We start from the raw sequence: 15360 nt of genomic DNA, 5'->3' as shown, positions 1-15360 counted from the left end.
TTAAATTTTAAGTAAGTTATACATTTAGATTTAAAATTTGCGTTTTGGCTAAATCAACGCCAATTTATTATTTAAAAGATTTACTAAGGACATTATCTATAATGCCATATTCAGCGGCTTGCTCAGCACTCATATAAAAATCGCGCTCTGTATCTTTTGCTATTTTGCTTAATTTTTGGCCTGTATTTTTAGCCAAAATATCATTTAATAGCTCTTTTAGGCGCAAAATTTCTTTGGCTTGAATTTCTATATCAGTGGCTTGTCCTTGCGCTCCACCAAGTGGCTGATGAATCATAATGCGTGAATTTGGCAATGAATACCGCTTGCCCTTAGCCCCACAACTTAGCAAAAACGCACCAGCACTTGCTGCTTGGCCTATGCAAATCGTACAAACATTTGGCTTTATGTAATTCATAGTATCATAAATGCTAAATGCGCTTGTTATCACGCCGCCTGGGCTATTTATGTATAAATAAATATCTTTATCTGGGTCTTCTGCTTCTAAAAACAGCATTTGCGCCACGATGGCCGATGAAACGCCATCGTCTATTGCGCCACTTAGCATAATTATGCGATCTTTTAAAAGACGCGAATAAATATCATAGCTTCGCTCACCTTTACTAGTGCGCTCTACGACATATGGGATATATTGATTATTCATCATCTTTAATCTTTTTGCTTTTTGTTGTTTTTGTGCTTGGTTTTTTGGCTACTTTTTCATCGCCTTCTTCTTTTTTCGCACTTACTTTTTTAGTGGTTTTTGCTGCGCTTTCATCTTTTTTTGGGCTTGCTTTTTTGGTGGTTTTTGCTACGCTTTCTTCTTTTTTCGCGCTTACTTTTTGGCTTTGATTGTTTGATTCTTCATCGCTAGGCAATTTAAATAAATCAACAAAAAGTTTTTCTTCTACTATCGCCATTTTTACAGCTGGGAGCATACCGGTATTTTTGTAATATTCTAAATGCTTTTTAGGATCTAATCCGTTTCTATATGCTTCTATATAAATTGTTTGAAGTAGCTCTTGCTCGCTAACGCTGATTTTTCTAAGCTTGGCTAATTCATCGATGATAAAAGTAAGCTTTACACTGCGAAGTGCGCCTGCTTTAAATTCTTCTTTTTTTGCCTCATAAGCTTTAACATCTTGGCTTAAACTCTTGCGCTCATCATCGCTAAATGCCCCCCAGGCGTTGCGAATGCGCATATTTATTTCTTGGTCTAAAATATTTTGAGGCACATCAAAATTAAATTTCTCCACAGCATTATCAGCAAATTTTACTTTCAATTCTTCATTTAATAATTTTGTAAATTTTTGTGCTTTTATCTGTGCTTTCATTTGTTTTTGTAAAATTTCTTTGCTTGGGTTTTCTTCGCGAGGTAAGATCGCTTTTAGCGTTTTTTCGTCTAATTTGGCCTCGCCTTTTTGCTGAATTTCATGCAATTTTATTTTAAACACAGCCGCCTTGCTTGCTAAATGTTTGGCGCCGTAATCTTTTGGAAATTCTACATTTATATCTTTATTTTCACCAGCTTTCATACCAATCATAGCATCTTCAAATCCCGGTATAAACTGCCCTGAGCCGATTTGTAATACATAATTTTCAGCCTTGCCACCCTCAAAAGGCTTGCCATCTAAAAAGCCCTCAAAATCAAATTTTGCAAAATCGCCTTTTTCAAGTTTAGCTTTTTTAGATTTTTCAAGCGGAGCAAAATTAGTTAAAATTTCATTAATTTTATCTTCTATTTCTTTATCGCTTACTTCTGGTGCTTTAAACTCTGGTAAAAGCTCTTCATAACCGCTTATATCAAAATTTGGGCGAAATGATATGATAATATTTGCTTTTATTAGCCCGTCTTTTTCATCTAAATCTTTAACCACAGGCTCGCCAATTAGTTCATTTACTTCTTTTTTTAATTCTTTTAGTGCTAAACCGATTGAATCAGCTAATAAGCGGTTTTTAGCATCTTGATCTAAGCCTTTGCCATATCTTTGTAACATTACCTCAGGTTTTACTTTACCTTTGCGAAAACCATCTATTTTTGCGTTTTTAGCCGCTTCTTTGGCAAGAGCTAATTTTTTATCATTTAGTTCTTTTTGACTGATTGTTACGCTTGCGTTTGCGTTTGCGTTGTCAATTTTGCTGGTTTTAATATCCATGCTTATCCTTTGAGAAAAAAAATCGAGCAAATATAGCTAATTTTTGCTTTATTTAAACATAAATCAGCTAAATTTCGCTACTTTTTTTAGGATAATAAAATGTTAAATACAGACAAACAAATAAAACTTGAAGAATGTATAAGAGAAATTTTAAATCTCTTAGGCGAAAATCCTGCGCGCAATGGCTTGCTCCACACGCCAAAACGCGTAGCAAAATCGCTTGATTTTATAACCTCAGGCTATTATGAAGACCCAAAAAATGTGCTAAATGACGCACTTTTTGAAAGCACAAATAACGAAATGGTGCTAATTAAAAATATTGAATTTTATAGCCTTTGTGAGCATCATTTATTGCCTATAATTGGTCGCGCGCATGTAGCTTATATCCCAAATGGCAAGGTTGTAGGACTTAGTAAAATTCCACGAATGGTTGATATTTTCGCGCGCAGATTACAAATCCAAGAGCAATTAACCGAACAAATCGCACAAGCCATTGAAGAATGCATAAATCCGCAAGGCGTGGGCGTAGTGCTTGAAGCAAGACATATGTGTATGGAGATGCGCGGCGTTGGAAAAATCAATTCAATAACAACCACATCGGCATTACGCGGAATTTTTCTAAAAAAACATGAAACAAGAAAAGAATTTTTTGATTTAATAAACGCCTCAAAAGTAAATAGTTTTTAGTCGCAAAACTAGCAAATTTTAATAAATTTTAATGGAAAAATCGTGAGCCTTGATAAATTAAAAGACAAGCTTTTAAAAAATGATTTTAAGCTAAGTGGTGCTTTTGGCCTTATCTCAAAAATCAGCGCAAACACAATTGATGCCACAGGGCTTAAAGTAAGCATTGGTGATATTGTAAATATAATAGGCGAGAGCAAAAAAGAGCTAGGTATGGTTACACAAATTTATCAAGGCGGTGCTAGCGTTTGCCCTTTTGGCTTTGTAGAAGGATTTAAAATTGGCGATAGAATTTATGCTAATAATCAAGGCATGAATATCCCAGTGGGCGATGGCTTGCTAGGGCGCGTGGTTGATCCATTTATGAATCCAAAAGATGAAAAAGGCCCCATAAATGCGACATCTTTTGTGCCTATAATGCGCGCGCCTATTGATGCGCTAAAACGCGGGCTAATAAATGAGCCTTTTAGCGTTGGCATTAAAGCGATTGATGGCTTGCTAACTTGTGGTAAAGGGCAGAAATTAGGGATTTTTGCTGGCTCTGGCGTGGGTAAAAGCACGCTTATGGGAATGATCGTTAAGCATTCAAGCGCGCCTATAAAAGTAGTAGCGCTTATAGGTGAGCGTGGGCGCGAGGTGCCTGAGTTTATTCAAAAAAACTTAGGCGGAGATTTAAATGATACTGTTATGATAGTAGCAACTAGCGATGATAGCCCGCTAATGCGTAAATATGGTGCATTTTGCGCTATGAGTGTGGCGGAGTATTTTAAAAATCAAGGCAAAGATGTGCTTTTTATTATGGATAGCGTTACGCGTTTTGCTATGGCTCAGCGTGAAATAGGCCTAGCTCTTGGCGAACCACCAACCTCAAAAGGCTATCCCCCAAGCGTGCTTACGCTTTTGCCCCAACTTATGGAGCGCGCAGGCAAAGAAGATGGCAAAGGCTCGATAACGGCGTTTTTTACCGTGCTTGTCGAAGGCGATGATATGAGCGATCCAATAGCTGATCAAAGTCGCTCGATTTTAGATGGCCACATAGTGCTTGATAGAAATCTAACTGACTTTGGCATTTATCCGCCCATAAATATCTTAAACTCCGCAAGTCGCGTAATGAGCGATGTAATAAGCCAAGAACACCTTTTAAACGCTAGAAAATTTAAAAAACTATATTCACTTTTAAAAGAAAACGAGATGCTAATTCGCATCGGGGCTTATCAAAAAGGTTCAGACAAAGAGCTTGATATGGCGATGGCAAAAAAAGATTTTATGGATGATTTTATCCGCCAAGACCCAAATGAAGGCGTTGAGCTTAGCAAAACAGAGCAAATTTTAAGTGAAATTTAACGCGCAAATAAATAATTTAAAATTTTAACGCACCGCGCAATTATAAAGCTAAAAAATATTATAGCAAAAGAAAAAGCTAAAAGTGTAGAGACACAGGAAAAGTCTATTAGCGATGATGAAAAACATAGAGAAGCTCAGCTAAAAGAAGTTGAAAGACTAAAAACACAAAGTAAGTTTAATCCAAACTCCACTAAGATCCAAAGAGAAAAAGAACGAGAACCCTAAAAATTAATTTTTAGGGTTTTACTACGCCATAATATCCATTTTTGTATTTGTTTTAATACTAATTTCTTCTGCACTAAATTCAACTTTTATTTCGTTTTTAGTTTCTTCTTTTTTGTCTTTTTCATCTTGTTTTTCTTGTAACTTCTTTGTATTTGTTTTAATACTAACTTCTTCTACACTAAATTCAACTTTTATTTCGTTTTTAGCTTCTTCTTTTTTGTCTTTTTCATCTTGTATTTCTTGTAACCTCAACAAATCATACATTTGATGATATTCTTTAGGCATACAAGGGTGAGAGTATCCATTTATCCTTATCATAATGTTGCCTAAAAACAATATCCATATCTACAAAGAAATTTGCGTCCAGCTTCTTTTTTTATATCTCTTGCTTTATCAAAACATCCGCTCGCATCATAACCATATGCGTATATTTTAGTGCATCCATCTGCATCGTAATACCAACTAGCAGCAGATGCACTAGAGACTAATCCACATAAAATTGCAATAGAAAAAATAATTTTTTTCATAAAATCTCCTTTAAACCATTTTATGAAATAATATCTATTTATATATAAAATTTCACTTAATCTATATTTTTCTTTTTTGGCGTTATAGCGTAAGCTTGCGCGAGATGATAGCGCAACGCTAGAAAACAAAGCAAGCCCGCATTTTCTTTCCCCTTTAAATTTCAAACTACAAATGCTCGAAAATTTTAAAATTTTAAAAAACATATTTTAAAATTTTAACAAGCAAAATTTAAAATTTTTTATCCCTCAAATTTTAAAATCTTTTACCGCGAAAATTTTAAAATCTTAAAAAATAAAATATTAAAATTTTAAATTAAATATATTTTGGCAAAATCACTTCAAGTGTTTTTTCGCCATTTTCGTTTATTTCATTTATTTGTATATCGTCATTTTCATAGGCGCGCTTTGCGCTTTTGGCGCGATTTTGTGAGCCATTGCCACCGCCTTGTTTTGCGTCTGAAAAGTTCATTTGCACATCACTATATCCCATATTTACAAGGCTATTTTTAAACTCAGCTTGATTAGCCACGAAAAGCTGCATTGTTTGGGCGTTGCTTGTGATGTTGATGTGTAGATTATTTGCGCGACTTATCATCGTTACGCTTACCTCGCCAAGCTCAGCTGGATTTAGCACCATCGCAATGCGCGTAATCGGCGGTTTATAATCGTTTATTTTTTGTGCCATCTCAGCAGCAAAACTTCGCACACTTGAAATTTGTGTTTCTTTGCTTATATTTTTTAATTTAGCATTTAGCATAATATCTTTTAAGATGCTTTGTTCGCTTGATTTTATCGTGCTTTGCTCGTTTTGTGTGCTTTGGGCGTCATTTGTGAAATTTTCAAAATTGCTAGGCGTGCTAGGATCTTGTAATGGCGTGCTAGCATTTTGGGCTGCTTTTTTAGAAATCGCATCTAAATAGCTATCAATCGTGGCATCATTTGATTTATTTTTTAGGCAAATAGGCGTGCTTTTAGGCTCAGTTTTTATTTGAGTATCATTTAAAAGCGCTTTTAAATCATTGCCTACTTTTTTGTCCTCATTTAATGCTAAAATCAAGCTTTCATTTAAAGCGGAATTTTTGCTAAATTTAAGCTCTTTTGGCTCTGTTTTTAAGACATTTTTAGCTTCATTTACTCCGTTTAAAAGCTTGGCAAGATTGTATTTTGGATTATTTAAGTTTTGTTTGCTTTTTTGCTCGTTTGCCTTGCTTAGACTAAGAGAAACATTATCAAAAAAGCCCTTTAAATTAAGATTTTTAAACTCGCTTTGAAGTGCTTTTATATCGCTATTTGTTATGCTAATTTTGCTTAAATTTAGCCCAAATTTATCAGCGATTTTTATTAAATCTTCTAAACTTTTGATGCTCTTTATTTGTGCCACATTTATTTCGGTGTTTAAAATTTTATTAAGTTTATCATCGCCTGTGGCTAGCTTATCTAGCAAGCCTAAAATTTTCATAAATTTTGCTGATTCTAGCGCGCTTTGGCTATCATCGCTCAATGGGTTTGTTATTAGCGCGCCAGCCGTTACTGCTGATAAATCGTCATTTATTAAGGTTGCAAGGGCCGAATTATTTAAAATTTGCGTGTTATTTTCGCCATCGTTTTTTGAAATTTCATTATTGTTATTTTTTGTTTGGGTTTGGTTTTCATTTAAAAGATCTTTTAGCTTTGTTGGATTTTGCGGATTTTGATCTTGGCTTTGATCTTTTGTGCTTTCTTGGGTTTGGTTAGGGTTTGCGGGACTGGCTTGATTTTGGGCTTGATTTTGGGCTTGATTTTGGGCTTGATTTTGGCTTTGTGTTTGATTTTGTGTTTGTGTTTGATTAGAGTTTGTGGGGCTAGTGGTTTGGGTTTGGGCTTTTTCATTAGTGCTGTTGTTTGCTTTTTTAATATCGTTTTTATGGACATTTTCAAGTAAAGTAGCTAGAAAATCTCCGCTTGTTTTGTTGCTTAATTTTTGAGTGGTTTGCTCGTTTGAAATAGCGTTTTTGCTTGATGTTGGCTTAAAATTTAGCATTTTTCATCCTTAAACTTTTCTAGCTTACACGCAAATTTTATTCCAAATTAAATAAAATCCGCTATAATCGCCCACTTTAAATTTAAGCAAAATCAAGGCAAAGCTATGCAAAACATACGAAACATCGCAGTTATCGCCCATGTCGATCACGGCAAAACAACTATGGTCGATGAGCTTTTAAAGCAATCAGGCACTTTTGATGAAAGAGCAAATATCGCCGAGCGCGTAATGGATAGCAATGATATAGAAAAAGAACGCGGCATTACCATACTTTCTAAAAACACCGCCATAACTTATAAAGATTATAAAATCAATATCATCGATACTCCCGGACACGCTGATTTTGGCGGAGAGGTTGAGCGCGTGCTTAAAATGGTCGATGGCGTGCTTTTGCTTGTCGATGCGCAAGAAGGCGTAATGCCACAAACAAAATTTGTGGTCAAAAAGGCGTTAAATCTTGGGTTAAAACCGATTGTGGTGGTTAATAAAATCGACAAGCCAGCCGCTGATCCAGATCGCGTGATAAATGAAATTTTTGATTTATTTGTGGCTCTTGGGGCAAATGACGAGCAGTTGGAATTTGCCGTGGTTTATGCAGCAGCAAAAAACGGCTATGCAAAATTAAACTTAGACGATGCAAATGAAAATATGATACCTTTATTTGAAACAATAATCGAGCGCGTGCCAGCTCCAAGCGGCAACGAAGAAAACGCCTTACAAGTTCAAGTTTTCACACTAGATTATGATAATTATGTCGGTAAAATCGGCATTGCACGCATTTTTAATGGCAAAATCTCAAAAAACGCAAGCGTAATGCTAGCAAAAGCAGATGGGACAAAAACGCAAGGTCGCATTAGCAAATTAATTGGCTTTATGGGCTTAGAGCGCACAGAAATCACCCAAGCAAGCGCAGGCGATATTGTAGCAATTGCTGGCTTTGAAAGCTTAGATGTAGGCGATAGCGTGGTTGATCCAGCTAATCCTATGCCACTTGACCCGCTACATATTGAAGAGCCAACCCTTAGCGTGGTTTTTAGCGTAAATGATGGCCCACTAGCTGGGAGCGAGGGCAAGTTTGTAACAAGCAATAAAATCGCAGAACGCTTAGAAGCAGAAATGAAAACAAATATCGCGATGAAATACGAAAATATCGGCGAAGGCAAGTTTAAAGTAAGCGGGCGCGGAGAGTTGCAAATTACAATTTTGGCTGAAAATATGCGTAGAGAAGGTTTTGAGTTTTGTCTTGGCAGGCCTGAGGTTATCGTGCGTGAAATTGATGGCGTAAAATGCGAACCTTATGAGCTTTTAGTAATTGATGCCCCAGATGATTGCACTGGCGCTGTAATAGAAAAACTAGGCAAAAGAAAGGCTGAAATGACAGCGATGAACCCAACAGGCGATGGGCAAACGCGCATAGAGTTTGAAATCCCAGCGCGCGGGTTAATTGGCTTTCGCTCGCAGTTTTTAACAGATACTAGGGGCGAGGGCGTGATGAATCATAGCTTTTTGGAATTTCGTCCGCTTAGTGGGGCAGCCATTCATCGCAGTAACGGCGCGCTAGTGAGTATGGAAAATGGCGTAGCACTTGCTTATTCGTTATGGAATTTACAAGAGCGCGGCGTGCTATTTAATGAGCCACAAGATAAGGTTTATATAGGTATGATAATAGGCGAGCATAGCCGTCCAAATGACCTTGAAGTAAATCCCATAAAAGGCAAAAACCTAACAAATGTCCGCGCCAGTGGCAGCGATGATGCCATCAAGCTAGTTCCACCGCGCAAAAATACGCTTGAGCGCGCGCTTGAATGGATAGAAGATGATGAATTAGTAGAAGTTACGCCTAAAAATATCCGTATAAGAAAAAAATATTTAGATCCAAACATAAGAAAAAGAATGGCAAAAGCAAACGCTTACACTTAAAATTGGCCAATTTCTAAAAATCTAAATTAAAATTTTAAAATTTGGCTTAATCTAAAAATCACGCAAATTTTAAAATTTACTCTATTAAATATTAAACAAATTAAAATTTTGGTTTAAAATTTTAAATATTTTAGAATAATTTAGGCAAATTAAATGATAAATTTAAGGGGCTATTATAAAATTTATAACCCCAAATTTCTAACCCCAGTTTTGGGTAAGCTTAACTATGCTCTATGATTCTTGCTTTTATTTCATCAAAACTGCTTTTACGCAAAATTTCACCATTTTTAAAGACAGGTTCTAGCTCATTTTTTTGATTTTTTAATTCATCGGCTCTTATGGTATGATAAACGCCATCTTTTTTAATCAAGGCCAAAACGCCAGCTTTTGAGCGTTTAGTCATATCGGTATTTGGAGCTTTGAAAACATCTTGCCAATTTATGCCATCTTTACTAATCGCGCTTGCTTTCATGGCAAAACGCAAGGTATCGCGGTTTAAATGCTGTAAAAGCGCGCCACCCATACCAAAATTAATATTTGAAGCACTAATGTGGCGCATTTTTAGCTCATTTAATATATCATTAAGGCTTTCGGGCGTAATGCCATCGCCATAAATCAAACGCACAAAAGGTGGTAAAAGTTTATAGCCTTTATCATTTATGCTATAACCTGTGTGGCTCATAATGCGCTCTAAGCACGCGCTAGCCATCATTACTGGATTGCCACTATCAGGGCGAAGCACCACGCGCCCACCACGCTTTTTAATCTCATCAAAATTTTTAGCCCATAAATCAATAGCATTTAGCGCATCATAGCTATCAATAACGCAAGCAAAAACTCCATCACCAAAACGCTCACACATATTTTTAAAAGCATCAATTTCGCCATCTTTACCCCAGGCTGTCATTGTGCTATGCTCGCTAGCTGGTATGCTAATGGCTGGCATTTGCCCTCCATAATACTTCATAGCAAAAAGCGCGCCCGCGATAGTATCAGAACCACCAAAATTTAATAAATGCGCGCTCCCGCCAATGCTAGCACTTTCAAAACTAGAAGCACCGCGCGCACCAAAATCATGCAAGGCAAATTGCACATCTGCCTCATCGCCCGTTTCATCTAAAAAACGCAAAATCGTTTGCTTACAAAAATAGCTTTGAGTAGCAACTGCCACAGGATACCAAATAGAGCGCAAAAGCGCCGTTTCTATCCAGCCTACTATCCACGGCACCTTTTCATCTGTGTTTTGAACTTGTAAAAGCACATTTTCAGTGCCTATTATTGCGCCTTCTTTTAAAGATTCAATGCTAACTGGCAAAGCCCCGCCATGCTCTTTTAATATATACTCCCAGCCTTGTTTATTAAATGGCATACCATGAGCCTTAGAAAACTCGCAAGCCTCGCTTATATTTTCAGCTGTGATTTTTTGGCTTAAATATTTTATTAAAAAGGCTTGCAAGCCATAAAATATCAAGCGATTCCATCGTCCGCCACGACTTTCTATGTAAGAATTTACAAATTTTATATCTTTTGGATATTGTAAATAATGCGATAATTTATAACTATCTGTATTTAATATAGGATTCAAAATTTAGCCCTTTAAATTTCATTAAACATCAAGGTGCTTAACATCTTTGGCGTGAGCTTGAATGTATTCACGCCTAGGTTCAACCTCATCGCCCATAAATAATTCAAAAACTTCGCTAGCTTTTTGCATATCGCCTACATCTATTTTTAGCAAACGGCGATTTTCAGGGTTCATAGTAGTTTCCCATAGCTGCTCTGGGTTCATTTCGCCTAAACCTTTGTAGCGTTGAATATCTGCGCCTTTTTTAGCAGTTTCTTCAATCTCATTAAGGATTAAAACAGGATCAGCGCCTAAATCTATGCCTATTTCTTTCATTTTTTCATAAATGCGTGAAGCTTCTTCAAAAAGCACATTTGTAAATAAATTTTGACTAACTACTAATTCTTCAAGGCCGTTTTGCGTTTGAGCGTAAATGCGAATTTCTTCATCGCTTACATAAGAATTAAGTATGTTAAAGCCAGATTCTTCGATGTTTTTCTTTAAAATTTCACTAAGCTGGGCAAATGGCAAAGAAATTAAACTAGGATTTTCTATTAAATAACGCAGGGCTGAGATTATGTTAAATCTTTTTTTAAGCTCGTTTAGCATATTTCTGTATTGAGCTACGATTTTTAAAAATTCCACCAAATCATTATTGCCCACGCCTTCAAATTCCTTGCTTTCAATGCCAGTTTCAATCAAAAACTCATTTAATGCGCGCTCATCTTTTAGGTAAATTTTCTTTTTGCCTTTTTTGTATAAATATAAAGGTGGTTGTGCTAAATACACATAACCGCGCTCAATTATAGGCGTTAAAAAACGAAAGAAAAATGTTAAAAGCAAGGTTTGTATGTGGCTACCATCGACATCGGCATCTGTCATAATGATGATTTTATGGTATCTTAGGCGATTTTCATCAAATTCATTTCCTACTCCACAGCCAAAAGCAGTTATCATATTTTTAATTTCTTCGCTTTGTAAAATTTTATCTAAGCGCGATTTTTCTACATTTAAAATTTTACCTCTAAGTGGTAAAATCGCTTGAAAAGCTCTATCGCGGCCTTGTTTTGCTGAGCCACCAGCAGAATCGCCCTCAACTAAATAAATTTCACATTCGCTAGGTTCTTTACTTTGGCAATCAGCAAGCTTGCCTGGTAAGGTGCCTATATTATTTACATTGTCTTTTTTGCGCGTTAAATCTCTTGCTCTTTTGGCTGCTTCTCGACCGCGAGCAGCTAAAAGAGCCTTTGCCATTATTGCTTTGGCTTCATTTGGATTTTCTTCAAAATATTTAACTAAGGTTTCATAAACCATTTTTTGAGTTATAGGTTTTACATAGCTTGATCCAAGTTTGCCTTTTGTTTGTCCTTCAAATTGTGGCTCAGGGACTTTAACGCTAATTACAGCCACAAGCCCTTCTCGCACATCATCGCCTGTGATTTTAATATCTTTTTCGCGTGCGGCGGCATTTGCTGTGATGTAGTTTGTTATAGCTCTTGTAAGACCAGCGCGAAAACCAGCTTCATGCGTGCCACCATCTGGGGTTTTAATATTATTTACAAAACTTAATAAATTCTCGCTATAACTTTCATTATAAAGCAAGGCAAAATCAACTATCACATCATCTTCGCCACCTTCAAAACTAACAGCCTTGCTAATTGGCGCACTTTTGCTCATATCGCTTATAAAGCTTTTAAGTCCGCCATCAAAATGAAAGCTCTGCTTAAATCCATCGCGTTCATCATTAAAATTTATAGTAATTTTTGAGTTTAAATAAGCAAGTTCTGCAAAACGAGCGCATAATATTTCGCGGTTAAAATCAGTTACTTCAAAAATTTCATCATCTGGGTAAAACTCTACTATCGTGCCTGTTTTTTTGGTAGTGCCAACAGGGCTTAATTCATTTTGTGGAATTCCCTTAGCAAAATCTTCGTGCCAAATTTTACCATCTCTATGAATATCTAAAATTAATTTTTTTGATAAAGCATTTACTACTGAAACGCCAACTCCGTGCAATCCACCGCTTACTTTATAAGTGTCTTTATCAAATTTACCGCCTGCGTGAAGCACAGTTAATACAACAGTTGCAGCACTTATTTTTTCGGTAGGATGAATATCAACTGGAATTCCCCGCCCATTATCGCTTATAATAGCTGAGCCTTTATTTGTAAGAGTTATATTTATAGTATCACAATACCCTGCCATTGATTCATCAATACTATTATCTACTACTTCATAAATCATATGATGAAGTCCGCCTAGATTTGTATCGCCTATATACATTCCTGGGCGTTTTCTTACTGCTTCTAAGCCTTTTAATACTTTTATATTTCCTGCGCCATAATTTTCCATTTTAAACCTTATCTAACCATATTTATTTGTGTAATTACTGTTTTTAAATCATCACAAAGAAGCATTATTGGCATAGCTACTTCGTTATATTTTAATTCAAAATTTTCATTATTTGTGGTGCTTAGAAAATCTAAAATATTTTTATATTTTAATCTTAATTCATAAGAATTTTCTATATTTAAATCCACATCTATTTGAGTTTTTGCTTCATCGCCTACTAAACTAAGTGCTTCAAAATCAATGCTATTTTTATTTAATGTAATTTTAATATCTTCGCTTATTATATTAACTGTACGAATTCCTTCTATTATTTTTTCTCTATTTAAAATAACGCTATTTTTAAAATCTATATTTATTACCTTTTCATAATCAGCATAACGCCCATTAATTAATTTAGTATAAAATAAGAAATTTTCACCTTTTGCTATTAGCATAGTATCATCATAAAAAATATCTATATTATTAGTAAAAAGCTTTTGAACTTCGATTATTGCGCGTTTTGGTAAGATAATTTTAAATTCTTTTTCATTTTGAATATTTAGGTTAAACACGCTTAATTTTTTGCCATCTGAGCCTACTAAGGATATATTTTCTTTTTTAATATCTATTAATGCGCCTGTAAATTCTGTTCTAGGATTTTTTTCTTCTATACAAGTTGCTACTTTTTTAAGTCCTAAGCTTAGTAAATTAGCGTTTATTTCAAATTTTGCTTTATTTTCAATGCTTGGGAAATTTGGAAAATCGCTAGTTTTTTGCATTACTATTTTAAAGCGAGAGCGGTTTTGCTTTACTATAAGAGTGTCTTTATTTGTTTCAAGCGTGATTTCGCCATTTTTTAAACCTTTAATTATATCTTGTAAGCTTTTACCATTTGCTGTGGCTTCGCCTTCTTCTTTTATATCTATATCGTTAGTTAGAAAAAACTCTAAGCCTATTTCTTGGTCTGTTGCTTTAAGCTCTAAAACTCCATTACTAGCTTTTAAATAAATATGTGAGATTATAGAGCTTAAATCTCTTCTATCCACATATGGATTTAGGCTAGAAACTAAGTTTTCTAGTGTTTGTTTTTTAATGGTTACTTTCATAAAAGCTCCTTGGTTTTTTTTATTTTTGCTTATTTTAGTTTTATAAATTTTATATTATTAAGCTGTGTGAAATTTTGAAAAATGGCTTAAAATTATTAAATATTAATATTTTGGCCGTTAAAATTTTTAAAATTTTATTCACATAATTTCACTATTTTTGCTCTAAAATTTTATTTTTTATCTCTTCTAATCTTATTTTGAAAACTTCATTTGTGTCTATTAGCTCATTTATTTTTTTTATGTTATGACTTACGGCGCTATGATCTTTTAGGCCAAAATGCGTGGCTAATGCGGGCATGGAATTTGGTGTTAGGTTTTTGGCTAAATATATGCAAATCCTGCGCGCTTCTACGATTTTTTTAGTTTTATTTTTGCTTTTTATTTCACTTATTTTTATGTTTAATTCTTTGGCTACTAGGTTTATTATTTCTTCTAAATTTGTGCTGTTTTTTTGTATTTTGATTTTATCTTTTATGCGATTTTTGGCAAAATCTAGCGTGATTTCTTCATTCATTATCCTACTATATGCGCCAAATTCCAAAATCGTCCCCTCAATCTCTCTAATATCATCGCCCATATTTGTAGCCATATAATTTATTACATCATCTTTTAAAATAATTTTATCAAATTTACATTTTGCTTTTATGATGCGTATTTTTGTATCTAGCTCAGGTGGCGTTATATCAGCTACTAAGCCACTTTCAAAACGAGAAATTAAACGCTCTTCAAAACCTTTTAAATATTTTGGATGTTTATCGCAAGTAAGCGCTATTTGTGCTTTTTTTTCACGCAATTCATTAAAGGTGTGAAAAAACTCTTCTTGGACTTTATTTGATTTTGTAGCCAAAAATTGAACATCATCTATTAATAAAACATTAGTATTTCGGTATTTGTCTTTAAATTTTAACATAGTTTGGCTAGCTACATTTGCTATAAAATCATTATAAAATTGCTCACTTGTTATGTAGGTTACATTAAGACCGCGTTGTAAGCAATAATGCCCGATTGATTGAAGTAAATGTGTTTTGCCAAGCCCAGTAGAGCCGTAAATAAAAAGCGGGTTATAACTTTTGCCCGGATTTTTTGCCACATTTAATGCCACTTCATAAGCGTAATGATTGCTATCGCCTACGATGAAATTATCAAAGGTTAAAAACTCATCTAAAACTAAACTTTGTTTTTTTATATTTTCAATATCAATGCTTGGTTTTTTGCTGGTTTTTTGGTTAGGTTTGTTGCTTAAAATTTTAATTATAGGGCGTTTATTTAAAATTTTTTCAAACTCAGTGCTAAAATCATTGCCGTATTTTGTGCTTATAAACTTAGCAAGTATTTCATTAGGCGCGATAAATATTATATTTTCATCATTTGAAAGCTTTACATCAAAACTTATTTGTGCTATGTATGGGTTATTGTTTTTTAGTTTTGAAAGTATGGTATTTGCTGCGCTTTCTAACACTCTAAACCTTTTTGAAAATTCACGCAT

11 protein-coding genes and 1 pseudogene are annotated in these 15360 nt (G+C 34.8%); 3 read left to right on the top strand and 9 right to left on the bottom strand.

Going from position 1 to position 15360, the window contains the following annotated elements; translation table 11 throughout:
• Positions 1–67: 67 nt before the first annotated feature.
• Both clpP and tig read right to left on the bottom strand, forming a co-directional pair.
• Positions 68–661, bottom strand: a complete 594-nt coding sequence (clpP, locus tag CINF_RS00060) for an ATP-dependent Clp endopeptidase proteolytic subunit ClpP (RefSeq protein WP_178695903.1) — start codon at positions 659–661, stop codon at positions 68–70.
• A gap of 175 nt (positions 662–836) precedes the next feature.
• Positions 837–2153 (bottom strand): annotated as a pseudogene (tig, locus tag CINF_RS00055) (trigger factor); the annotation flags it as partial.
• A gap of 99 nt (positions 2154–2252) precedes the next feature.
• Here tig and folE point away from each other — a divergent pair.
• Together folE and fliI are read left to right on the top strand one after the other, a co-directional pair.
• Positions 2253–2840 (top strand): GTP cyclohydrolase I FolE, encoded by a 588-nt coding sequence (folE, locus tag CINF_RS00050; protein ID WP_179975287.1) that lies wholly within the window; start codon positions 2253–2255, stop codon positions 2838–2840.
• 42 nt (positions 2841–2882) lie between these two features.
• Positions 2883–4181: a flagellar protein export ATPase FliI gene (fliI, locus tag CINF_RS00045; RefSeq protein WP_179975286.1), complete on the top strand. Its 1299-nt coding sequence runs from the start codon at positions 2883–2885 to the stop codon at positions 4179–4181.
• A 246-nt stretch (positions 4182–4427) separates the two neighbouring features.
• Here fliI and CINF_RS08900 read toward each other — a convergent pair whose 3' ends face one another.
• The 3 genes from CINF_RS08900 to fliK form a co-directional block, all read right to left on the bottom strand.
• Entirely contained in the window at positions 4428–4661 is a 234-nt protein-coding gene (locus CINF_RS08900; RefSeq protein ID WP_240156130.1) for a hypothetical protein, read from the bottom strand.
• 71 nt (positions 4662–4732) lie between these two features.
• Positions 4733–5098, bottom strand: a complete 366-nt coding sequence (locus CINF_RS00035) for a hypothetical protein (protein ID WP_179975285.1) — start codon at positions 5096–5098, stop codon at positions 4733–4735.
• A gap of 148 nt (positions 5099–5246) precedes the next feature.
• On the bottom strand, positions 5247–6953 hold the full coding sequence (gene fliK / locus CINF_RS00030) for a flagellar hook-length control protein FliK (protein ID WP_179975284.1): 1707 nt from the start codon (positions 6951–6953) through the stop codon (positions 5247–5249).
• A 105-nt stretch (positions 6954–7058) separates the two neighbouring features.
• Here fliK and typA point away from each other — a divergent pair, with 105 nt between their 5' ends.
• Positions 7059–8873 carry a translational GTPase TypA gene (typA, locus tag CINF_RS00025; protein WP_179975283.1) on the top strand — a complete coding sequence of 605 codons (1815 nt, stop codon included), beginning with the start codon at positions 7059–7061 and terminating at the stop codon, positions 8871–8873.
• 220 nt (positions 8874–9093) lie between these two features.
• On the opposite strand, the gene CINF_RS00020 is transcribed toward typA, so the two are convergent.
• The 4 genes from CINF_RS00020 to dnaA form a co-directional block, all read right to left on the bottom strand.
• Positions 9094–10458, bottom strand: a complete 1365-nt coding sequence (locus tag CINF_RS00020; protein WP_179975282.1) for a nicotinate phosphoribosyltransferase — start codon at positions 10456–10458, stop codon at positions 9094–9096.
• A 21-nt stretch (positions 10459–10479) separates the two neighbouring features.
• Entirely contained in the window at positions 10480–12789 is a 2310-nt protein-coding gene (gyrB, locus tag CINF_RS00015) for a DNA topoisomerase (ATP-hydrolyzing) subunit B (RefSeq protein WP_179975281.1), read from the bottom strand.
• Positions 12790–12797: 8 nt separating this feature from the next.
• Positions 12798–13874, bottom strand: coding sequence for a DNA polymerase III subunit beta (gene dnaN / locus CINF_RS00010; protein WP_179975280.1), 1077 nt, complete (start codon positions 13872–13874; stop codon positions 12798–12800).
• A gap of 151 nt (positions 13875–14025) precedes the next feature.
• On the bottom strand, positions 14026–15333 hold the full coding sequence (gene dnaA / locus CINF_RS00005) for a chromosomal replication initiator protein DnaA (protein WP_240156129.1): 1308 nt from the start codon (positions 15331–15333) through the stop codon (positions 14026–14028).
• Positions 15334–15360 lie beyond the last annotated feature (27 nt).

It is taken from the genome of Candidatus Campylobacter infans (genome assembly GCF_013416015.1).
GTDB lineage: Bacteria > Campylobacterota > Campylobacteria > Campylobacterales > Campylobacteraceae > Campylobacter > Campylobacter infans.
The sequence above is the reverse complement of the archived record's forward strand: the minus strand, read 5'-3'. Positions and strand labels throughout refer to the sequence as shown.